The organism is Dehalococcoidales bacterium (assembly GCA_030698765.1).
In the GTDB taxonomy this organism is placed as follows: Bacteria; Chloroflexota; Dehalococcoidia; order Dehalococcoidales; family UBA2162; genus JAUYMF01.
Genome location: JAUYMF010000149.1, coordinates 1 through 10003, shown reverse-complemented (window position 1 = coordinate 10003; position 10003 = coordinate 1). Strand labels below are relative to the sequence as shown.

At 51.0% G+C, this 10003-nt stretch carries 12 protein-coding genes; 10 read left to right on the top strand and 2 right to left on the bottom strand.

Annotated features, from left to right (window positions below):
• The 3 genes from Q8Q07_07290 to Q8Q07_07280 all read left to right on the top strand — a co-directional run.
• A partial coding sequence (locus Q8Q07_07290; protein ID MDP3880087.1) for a chorismate-binding protein occupies nucleotides 1–280 on the top strand: 280 nt, incomplete at its 5' end.
• 5 nt (nucleotides 281–285) lie between these two features.
• A complete protein-coding gene (locus Q8Q07_07285) occupies nucleotides 286–873 on the top strand; it encodes an aminodeoxychorismate/anthranilate synthase component II (GenBank protein ID MDP3880086.1) in 588 nt (195 codons plus the stop codon).
• A 2-nt stretch (nucleotides 874–875) separates the two neighbouring features.
• On the top strand, nucleotides 876–1745 hold the full coding sequence (locus Q8Q07_07280) for an aminotransferase class IV (GenBank protein ID MDP3880085.1): 870 nt from the start codon (nucleotides 876–878) through the stop codon (nucleotides 1743–1745).
• Between the two features lie 144 nt (nucleotides 1746–1889).
• On the opposite strand, the gene Q8Q07_07275 is transcribed toward Q8Q07_07280, so the two are convergent.
• Nucleotides 1890–2456, bottom strand: a complete 567-nt coding sequence (locus Q8Q07_07275) for a phage tail protein (protein MDP3880084.1) — start codon at nucleotides 2454–2456, stop codon at nucleotides 1890–1892.
• 528 nt (nucleotides 2457–2984) lie between these two features.
• Here Q8Q07_07275 and Q8Q07_07270 point away from each other — a divergent pair.
• The 3 genes from Q8Q07_07270 to Q8Q07_07260 all read left to right on the top strand — a co-directional run bounded on the left by Q8Q07_07270 (nucleotide 2985) and on the right by Q8Q07_07260 (nucleotide 5212).
• Nucleotides 2985–4397: an MBL fold metallo-hydrolase gene (locus Q8Q07_07270; GenBank protein MDP3880083.1), complete on the top strand. Its 1413-nt coding sequence runs from the start codon at nucleotides 2985–2987 to the stop codon at nucleotides 4395–4397.
• 204 nt (nucleotides 4398–4601) lie between these two features.
• On the top strand, nucleotides 4602–4931 hold the full coding sequence (locus Q8Q07_07265) for a zinc-ribbon domain containing protein (protein ID MDP3880082.1): 330 nt from the start codon (nucleotides 4602–4604) through the stop codon (nucleotides 4929–4931).
• Nucleotides 4932–5038: 107 nt separating this feature from the next.
• A complete protein-coding gene (locus tag Q8Q07_07260; protein ID MDP3880081.1) occupies nucleotides 5039–5212 on the top strand; it encodes a hypothetical protein in 174 nt (57 codons plus the stop codon).
• 61 nt (nucleotides 5213–5273) lie between these two features.
• On the opposite strand, the gene Q8Q07_07255 is transcribed toward Q8Q07_07260, so the two are convergent.
• Nucleotides 5274–6914, bottom strand: a complete 1641-nt coding sequence (locus tag Q8Q07_07255; protein MDP3880080.1) for a thiamine pyrophosphate-binding protein — start codon at nucleotides 6912–6914, stop codon at nucleotides 5274–5276.
• A gap of 168 nt (nucleotides 6915–7082) precedes the next feature.
• Between Q8Q07_07255 and Q8Q07_07250 the strand changes: the two genes are divergently transcribed.
• From Q8Q07_07250 to Q8Q07_07235, 4 genes are all read left to right on the top strand, one after another.
• The gene (locus tag Q8Q07_07250) at nucleotides 7083–7622 is read left to right on the top strand and encodes a hypothetical protein (protein ID MDP3880079.1); all 540 of its coding nucleotides are present in this window, start codon (nucleotides 7083–7085) and stop codon (nucleotides 7620–7622) included.
• Nucleotides 7619–9106, top strand: a complete 1488-nt coding sequence (locus Q8Q07_07245; GenBank protein MDP3880078.1) for a hypothetical protein — start codon at nucleotides 7619–7621, stop codon at nucleotides 9104–9106. The genes Q8Q07_07250 and Q8Q07_07245 overlap by 4 nt, the downstream gene beginning before the upstream one ends.
• 2 nt (nucleotides 9107–9108) lie before the next feature.
• Nucleotides 9109–9516 carry a hypothetical protein gene (locus Q8Q07_07240; protein ID MDP3880077.1) on the top strand — a complete coding sequence of 136 codons (408 nt, stop codon included), beginning with the start codon at nucleotides 9109–9111 and terminating at the stop codon, nucleotides 9514–9516.
• A 119-nt stretch (nucleotides 9517–9635) separates the two neighbouring features.
• Nucleotides 9636–10003: hypothetical protein (locus Q8Q07_07235; protein ID MDP3880076.1), on the top strand; the 368-nt coding region annotated here is incomplete at its 3' end.

Sequence of the window (10003 nt, the reverse complement as noted above, 5' to 3'; positions counted from 1 at the left end):
ACCCGGTGGCTCGATAACCGGCGCCCCAAAAATACGGGCAATGGAGATAATTGACGAACTGGAGCCCACCAGAAGGAGCATATATACGGGCAATATCGGCTATCTGGACTTCAACGGCAATATGGACCTCAGCATAGTCATCCGTACTTTCTTGATCAAAGGAAACCGGGCCTATTTTCAGGTGGGCGGCGCTGTGGTCTTCGATTCGCAACCGGAAGCTGAGTATCAGGAGACGATGGTTAAGGCCCGGGCACTGATAGACGCTCTCAACTTGCGATAGGGGATATGATAATCATTATTGATAACTACGATTCTTTTGTCTATAATCTGTACCAGTATCTGGGTGAGTTAGGCTGGGAACCTGCTGTCCACCGCAATGATAAAATTACGCTGGCGGACATTGAGCGGATGCGTCCAACTCACATTATAATTTCACCTGGACCATGTACCCCGCTCGAAGCTGGCATATCGAATGATGTCATCCGCGCTTTCGGTGGTAGAATACCCATCCTGGGAGTTTGTCTGGGTCATCAGTGCATCGGCCACGTCTACGGCGCTAAGGTCAGCCATGCCCCTATACCAACTCACGGCAAGACTTCACACATCTATCATGACGGGCGGACGATATACAAACAACTGCCGAATCCGTTCGAGGGTGGACGCTACCATTCTCTGGCGCTAACCTGGGATTCGCTTCCGATGGAGCTTGAAGCGACGGCACATACTGCCGACGGCGTCAACATGGGCATCCGCCATAAGAAATACGTGGTTGAAGGCGTCCAGTTTCATCCGGAGTCCATCATGACTGATATGGGACATGCCATACTGTCTAATTTCCTGGCATATGCGGAGCCGGTCTGGCCGGAGGAGTGAGCATGGAGGAAATCGTTTATCTTAACGGTGTGATGCTGCCCGTAAGTGAGGCGAAAATCTCGGCTATGGACTACGGCTTTCTCTACGGGTATGGACTCTTTGAGACAATGCTCGCCCGCAGCGGTGCGGTATTCCGGATCGATAGTCATCTCACCCGTTTGGCTAAGTCCGCAGAAAGGCTGGGAATAGCGGTAGATATTGCTGTAATCAGGAAGGCTGTCATTGATACCCTTGAGGTGAATGGGTTAAGAGACGCCCGGGTGCGTCTCGCCATATCTATTGGTGAGGGCAGCCTGGTACCAGACCCCCGCAGTTGCGCTGGAATTACGATCCTGGTGGCTGCGGCTAAGTATAAGCCATACCCGGACGAATACTATGAAAGAGGCTTCAGGGTAATCATCTCTTCAATCCGCAGGAATAGCCAGTCGCCGGTCACGGCGATGAAAACAGCTAATTACATGGAAAGTCTGCTGGCGCGCCAGGAGGCGAAAGCCTCCTGTGTTGATGACGCACTCTTTCTCAACGAAAAGGGTCAGCTGGCTGAAGCCAGTACCAGCAACGTATTTCTGGTAAGCAATAACCTGCTGAAAACTCCGCGGCAGGAAAGCGGCATTCTGCCCGGTATAACCAGAGACGTTATCCTGGAGCTGTCGCTAAAAACAGGTATCATAGCTTCCGAAGAGGATATCCACCTTGAAGAACTACCGGATGCCGCTGAAGCTTTTCTCACGAATTCCATTCTGGGAATAATGCCTGTCACCTACCTGAATGGAACGGCAATCGGTGGTGGGAGGCCGGGCCCCATTACCCGGCGATTAATGAGCGTCTACAATGACCTGGTGATAAAAGAGACCGGTCAGCCTGATTCCTGACGTTAACGCGTCTGTCATATGATACACACGAGCCTTTTGCGTGATCTGGTGTCCGTGTAATATATTAGCACCAAAATATTGCGGTGCTATCCGAAAGTAGCCTGAGCTAATAGGCGCTCTCACCGGTCTGGCTGACCAGGGAAATTAAGTTTCTGCGGGTTCGAGGACCCCTGTATCCCGTTCCCAGCCTTCATTCTCCAGGGTTATTGCTTCAATCGCTACCGAATTAGCGCTGGCATCAAGAACGGGTAAGACCTGATATTCGGACACCCAGCATCGGTAGACTCTGAATGCTTTAACTATGACTCCTTGCTCATTCAATAATTCCACAATAATATCTTTTCGGAAGTTCTTCAAAGACATCGGACCGGAAACCTGATAACTCAGGTTTGCCCAGTTTTCAAACTCGAGATCGTGGGTGATCCCCCTCTCAAGTACAATTGGGTCGAATTTCCAGGTACCCGGCGAAAGATGTGAGGTGCTGGGATCATCACCATCCCGGTAAACTACCGGCTCCGTAGATCTTTTGAGGGAAGTTATTTTCGTAATACCGGGAATGTATTTTCCGTCCCACTTTACTCTAAATTTGAAATTCTTGTACGGGTCCATGCGGGAAGCGTTTACTGAAAATTGCGCCACAGCACTCCTCCTCTTCTTATTAGTGTCACTTAAATTTGTTTTTATAGTTTGCGGGGGCCTTTTTTTCACCATAATCTTACCGTTGCTAATGCTTTATTGGATGATAAGTCGATTTTAGCACATTACCTGTCAAAACGAAATCTTCATGTAAAAGGGTGTGACAGCCACTAGTGTCGCGTCAGGTAAATAATATGTCATTCCCGCCTCGTACATCGATACGGGGTCGGAATGGTCTCGTAATGACAGCGGTGGCGGCAGCGTAACTATAAATGTTACCTGGTACTGGTATAGTGTCTTAGAAATAAGTTGAATAATTATTCTCCCTTTCGTAAAGAGCTTGCCCCGTACTTGATACGGGGGAGATTGAGAGGGATTTCAATCTCCCCGTTCTCCTCTTTCTATTGAAAAGCGAAACGACTTTGTCAACGTATTTCCGAGACAGGGTACTGGTAGCGATTCTGCGAAACCAGCTACCCATCTTAAATCTTCTTGATAAGATCGCGCATAAGTAATAAGATAAAGGTGTTTGCACATCCTTTTCGGTTGCGCTGTTTGAACTAATTTCATCAGGGTGTATCATAGTTAGGAATTAAATTATTTATGCTGGCTAAACTAACTTTTCTGGGCGCGGCGCAAAATGTCACCGGTTCCTGCTATCTTCTGGAAAACCATGACGCCCGTGTGCTCATAGATTGCGGAATGTACCAGGAGCGGAAATATCAGGAAAGAAACTGGCGCCCGTTTCTGTTCGACCCCAAATCAATTGACGCTGTTTTCCTGACCCATGCCCATCTTGACCATTCCGGTCTCTTGCCCAAACTGGTACGTGACGGCTACGCAGGTAAGATTTATTGCACTCAGCCTACGGCTGAGATAGCCCGGATCATTCTCCTTGACGCCGCCTATCTGCAACAGGAAGATGCCGCCTATAAGGCGGAGCGTCACAGGAAGGAAGGACGCCGCGGCCCTTTTCCGGAAGCGCCTCTTTATACCGTGGAGGATGCTGAAGCGGTGGCCCCCCATTTTGCAGCGGTGGAGTACCTGACCTGCGTGAGTGTTAACAGTAACGTCGAGGGCTGTTACTATGAGGCGGGTCATGTGCTGGGGGCGGCAGCAATAAGTATAAACATCAAAAAGGAAGGCCAGAGCCACCGCATTCTCTTTTCCGGTGATATCGGTGAGCCAGACCGTCCCATAATCAATGACCCGGCTATTTTTTACGGCGCTGAATATATTGTTATCGAGTCGACTTATGGGGACCGTACCCATGAAGAACATAAGAACATCAATATTCAAAATCAGTTGCGCGACTGTATTAACATGACGGCAAACGCGGGGGGTAATATCATCATTCCCAGCTTCGCTCTGGAGCGTAGTCAGGAGCTGCTCTATCATCTTAATGAACTCTTTCTGCGCAAAGAAATTCCATTTTTACCCGTGTTTTTAGACAGCCCCATGGCGATACGTATTACCGAAGTATTTAAACGGCATGCTTACCTGTTTGACAAGGAAATGATGCAACGCCTGCGTCAGGGTGATTCCTGTTTTAATTTTGAAAACCTCAAAATGGTGGAGAGCGCCGAAGAGTCCAAAGCGATTAATCATTTGGAAGGAAGCAGTATTATCATCGCTGGTAGTGGCATGGTGACCGGCGGGCGTGTCAAGCACCATATTGTTAATAATATTACCCGGCCGGAAAGCACCATATTATTTATCGGCTATCAGGCGGTGGGGACTGCCGGCAGAATACTGCTGGATGGGGCGAAAGAAATCCGTCTCCTGGGGCAGATCTACCCCGTAAAAGCGAACATTGAAAAGATAGATGGCTTTTCTTCTCACGCTGACCATGATGGCTTGCTGGCCTGGCTGTCTGACATCCGGCAACCGCCGCGCTGTGTCTTCGTCACCCATGGGGAAGAAAGAGCCGCTACCAGCTTTGCCCGGATTATAAGTGAAAAGACCGGCTGGAAAACAAGCGCCCCGGGATATAGAGATACCGTGGAGCTCGTTTGAGGCAGAACTGCCGCTCCACGCTCAGCGCCCTAAAGTAACCCTTTATACGCTCAGTCCTGTTTTATTTGACAAACAGGCTTTTTTAGTTTAAACTATTATGTAATTAGTTCCAGTTTGAGTTGTTACAGACTTTTAATCATTCCAGATCAATCAAGTATTGGATGACCGGACTCTAACTAAAATATTAAGAGAGGAGGTCATCCAATGAGTTTTCAGGACAAGTCACTTCAATGCTCCGATTGCGGAGCTACCTTCACCTTCAGCGCTGAGGAACAGGATTTTTTCCATTCCAAGGGCTATACCAATGAGCCCAAGCGCTGTCCCGAATGCCGCCAGGCAAGGAAGACAGAACGCAACGGAAGCAGCAACTACGGAAGCGGCAACTACGGTTCCAGTAACTACAGTTCCAGACGCCAGATGTTCCCGGCGGTATGCGCCGAGTGTGGCAAAACTACTGAAGTACCCTTTGAGCCGCGCGGTGATAGACCGGTGTACTGTAGCGATTGCTACCGTAAAGTCAGACTAACTGCTTAATACCGGAGTTTGACTCCTGACATACACGGGTAGGGGGTATACCCGTGTATGTCACTTAAATCCATCAGAAAAACATCAGCGTTAGTTGGGCTAAACAGGAGGATAAAATGGTTGGATTATTCATACTCGGTGGTTTGATCATATCCGGTATAGGGGCGTACATATTCTTCAAAATAAAATGGAGTAGAGAAAGCGGGACAGAATCTCGCGTAAGGTCGGCGAAAATCGCACGGGAGACCGAAGAGTCAGCAGCAGCTAGAGCCGAAGCTGGCAGTGACTAGAAAAGCGCAGAGGCAAAGCTCTCATTTCTATTCAGTAGCAGTCCCGCGAAAGACGCCTCAGTTATTTCGTAGCCGACCGTCTGGGCAGACCCCGGAAAACATCGGCGCACTTCACATTGATGCAGGCGGGTAGTCCGGAGGCAAAAGCCCTCTCCAGGGCGGGGCGGATATCCTGCGGCGTCTCCACCGCCTCGCCGTAACCGCCCAGCGCCTCCACCATTTTGTCGTAACGGACGAAGCCAAGCTCGGTACCGATTACCCTGTCTGCCCCGTGGGCCTGCTGGCCGTGTTTAATCAGTCCCCAGGCACCGTCATTGCCGATAGCACAGACGACCGGTAGTTTGTGCCTGACCATGGTGTCAAACTCCATGGCGTTCAGTCCGAAAGAGCCGTCTCCATTAAGCAGGAATACCTGCTTGTCCGGTCTGGCCGCTTTGGCAGCCATGGCGAAGGCGGTTCCCGAGCCGAGGCACCCGGTCGGGGTGTTGTCCAGCCAGTGCCCGACTTCATAGCTTCTCAGGACGGCGGCACCCCACAGCGTGATATCCCCGCCATCCAGGACGATAGTCGCGTCCCGGTCCAGGAAATCACGGACTTCCTTGCACAAACGGGCGGGATGGACAGGGGAGCTATCAGAATTCATATTGACCTCAAGCTGCTTTTGCCGGTCCCTGATATACGCCCGGCATTCCTCCACCCAGGGCAGTTCCTGCCGGTTCTTGCACCTGTCCCGGGCTTCCTCGATCATCTGTCCCAGTACCGCTTTAGCGTCTCCCATGATACCGATATCAATAGGCCGGTTACGGCCAATATCCGTGGGTTCAATATCTACCTGAATCCACTTTCCGCCCTCGCCAAAGAGGGCTGGACGGCCATAGTTAAGCGCATAGTTCAGGCGGGTCCCGACTACCAACACAACATCAGCCTGTTTCGTGCCTACCCTGGTCGGCCCAAAGCACATGGGATGGTCTTCGGGGACAACTCCCCGCCCCATCTGGGTCAATGTCAGCGGTAGCTTGGCCATCTCGATAAACTCCTGAAGCTCTTTCCCGGCTCCTGACCACCTGACACCGCTGCCGGCAATAACAATCGGTCGCTTGGCATTGAGCAGCATTTCGACGGCTTTCTTGACCAGGGCAGGGTCACCCTGCGCGCGGGCTGTAGTCCGGTAGCTCACCGGCAACGGGGCTTCTTCTACTTCATCCAGCAGCACATCTGAAGGTAACTCAAGGTAAACGGGCCCCGGTCTGCCGCTTAACGCCTGGCGGAAAGCCATGCTGATATACTCCGGAATCCTTCTGGCATCACGGATACTTTCGCGCCACTTCGTAATCGGGCTTACCAGTAATGTCGAGTCCATCTCCTGGAAAGCCCCCAGGGTCAGCTCTGCCCGCTGGACGGCTCCTCCCAGGACAATGGTCGGGCTCAGGCTTATGGAAGCATTCCAGATACTGGTGAAAGCATTGGCGACGCCGGGGCCCCCGGTGACCGCAGCCACACCCGGTTTCCCGGTAGCTCTGGCCCACCCCTCCGCCATGAAGGCGGCGGCCTGCTCATGGCGGGTATCAATCAGCCTTACCTTTTCATCGATGCAGGCTTGAAAAATAGGGTCTATATCACGACCGGACAGTGCGAAAATGCATTCTATACCTTCTTGCTTGAGAGCTTTAACCACCAGTCGGCCACCGGTAACTTTGCCCATTCCTTTACCTCCGGAATCTTCTTTTTAATATTGAACATCGTAGACTTCTGCCCGCTGGTTGTCAATATCTCCGTGAACGCCTCAGGATGCTTCGCGCTTCGTTGACTCTCGGATTATTGCATGATATTATCTACCTATTGTTTTTAACTATCTGATGAGGCGTGAATAATGAAAAAACTGGTCGTACTGGCCGTCCTGGCGGTGATTGTTTTAATAATCGGCGTGGTCTTCTTCAATCTGCCGCAACGCATTGGCCTGACCAGGTCACCCGCCGAGAAGCTATTGAAACCCGAGCTGGACAATATAACAGCCTCAGCCATGATGAAGGACTTAAAATCGGCCGGGGTTAACACTCAGGGTATGGATATCTATGTTATCCCCTACCAGGATTCCAGTGAGAGGTTAGCCGTTGCCGTGCTTGATGCCTCGCAGGGATTTGATATCCGCAGTTTCAACCGGGAAGATGCCATCACGGAGTATATGGGCCTGCTTGCCAGCCTGGATGAAGGCGGGAGGTACGGCATCAAGCGGGTGGCGGTTGACTACAAGAATGAAGAAGGAAAATCACTGTTAACACTCACTGCGCCTTCGGAGACAATTACGCGGTATGCTGACGGCGCAATAAGCCGGCAGCAATTCCTGCGTGAACTGGAAGGACAGGTCAACTTTGTTGAAGTCGCCAAGATTCTGGCTGAGGAAGTGCGATGAAGAAGTCGATAGTTACCGTTCTATTGCTATTATCCATGCTGATCCCTCTGGGTACGGTTGCTTGTGGTACCGAGTGGGAGAGCATGCTGCTGGGAATACTGGAAGAATGGTCTAACGAGCATGATATTAACCCGTCAACACTGGACGGCGCCGCTAATCTGGCCAGGAGGACGGCCAGTGGTTCTACCGGAGATGAGGAAGCTGATGCGGCAATAGACTATGAAACAATCGTCAGGAATGTTAGAGAGGCAGAAGAAAAGGATAAAGAGAGAGGGGAAGAGTCGGGAACAGATGGTTCTCAGCCGACGGGCGCTACTCTGTCGGAGGACCCTGCTGCTCATGTTGAAGGCTTTCTGGCCGGGGAAAGCGGGGGTGCCGGTAGCGGAGATCAGGAATCTACCGGGCTTTCCTGGGGTGAGGTTGTTGACCAGCTTAGCGGGCGGGTCAAGAGCCCGTCCAGCGTTGATGCCGAGAGCGCGGAGGAGATTTTCGAAAAGGTCAAGGGTATTGTCTATGAAGAAGACCCGGAGACAGGAAAATTCCAGCCTACGCGCGCCTCGGGGCACGATGTCGTGGATGTCAGAATGCAAAACGGTGAAACCAGGAAAGTAGGAATACTGGTCTCGCCCGAAGGCCGTATCCTCTATACTCCGGACGGTAAAGACTATTACTCTGACCTGGAGAGCGCCGTTGACCCTTCTCTCACCCAGCGGGCGACAGAACTCTATTCTGATACCAAGGACTGGATGTGGGAGTCGTTATTTGAGGGGAGCACCCGGAACAAGGATATTGACCTGCAGAACAAGGTAGCGTCCGAGGTGCTGGATGACCTCCGCACCCAGCTTGACGCCGGAGAAGCACCGAAGTCAGTAGCTGATTGGACAGAAGGACAACTGTGGGACAAACAGGTAAAAGAGCCGCTTCAGACTAAAGTGCACGAGCTCTTATGGCAGCAGGCGGAAGAAGTGCTGAAGGATAAGATTACCTCCGGTGGTAGAATCCCGACTCCCAAGGAAATAGAAACGCTGGAACTATTTGAGGATATGAAATACCAGTTTGATGGTGGGAAGACCACCACGCCCAAAGCCTGGGATGAAATCAAAAAACAGTCCGGACTGGACCTCTTTGACCTGGTGGAGGTGGACGGCCTCAAGGCAGGCGAGCTTGCCGTGGCTGGCGCGGAGTTTGCCCTGGAATCTGTCAAGACCATGGGGCGTGGCCTGCAGGATACTGACTTCGCGCTGCGGAGCCGTGCCTACATTGCGGAGCGTAATGCGGGACAAAAGCCGGAGCTGATCTGGCAACGGATGCGTTCCGGTGAGCTACCTGAACTGGATATAGGCAGTGCCAAGGCTGCTTCCGGGGGCGTTTCTTCCATGATGGCTTCTTCAGACGTTGCCCAGGAAGCTCAATTAGGGGTAATGTTCACCATGTATGAGCAGTCCTACCAGCGTTACCTCTTGGCGAAGGACATAGGGAGATAACAATGCGAATATTACTCGCTCTTTTGTTATTTGTAGTACTCACCATCGGAGCCGCCTGTGGCGGTAACGCAGCCCTGGACAAAGACTCTATCAGAATGATGAAAACGGCCCTGGTTGTTGCCTCCGGGCTGGAGATTGAAGAAATCAAGACGGAACGCGGCGGCCTTTCCATCTCCTACGAGCAGGTAGCCGGTGATAGCCAGGCGGTGCAGTTGCGGCGCTCTCTGAACCTGGCTACCGTAGCCATGAGCTTCATGGATAAGCCTCAGACCATTACGATTATCGTTATGGAAGACGGCACCCCGGTGTCCAGGGTAACCATTGAGGCTGGAGACCTGGCGGCACTGCTGATTGGAGAAAAATCGCTCGAGGAAACGCTCTCCAGGATTAAGATAGAAGCAGCCAGATGAGGAGTCAACCAGATGTAAATGGGGTAGGGTATCATTTTGAATTGGCGTAGGTATGGGTTGACAATGCTTAAGCGGAGTGGTATTTTCAGTGTAACTAATTGCTTCGAGGGTGGATAGTGATGACTAATCCTTTACAATCCCCTGCCAATAGTCATGTTGAACAACAGCTTGACCAGTGTATAAGTAAACTTGAAACAACATTGTCCTCAGATGTATTAGTATTCATTGGCGACATTACGGGTGGGGTTGATGATAATATTAGGGATGCTGTTGAGAGAATAAGGAAACGATATCCTAATCGAAAATCAAAATTAAACAAACTTACGGTTATTATAACTACTTTGGGTGGATACATCGAAGTAGTACAAAGAATGGTTGATACGCTTCGGTATCATTATAGGGTTGTAGAATTCATCGTTCCGAATTATGCATACTCAGCTGGAACTGTATTAGTAATGTCTGGTGATGCTATTCATATGGATTATTA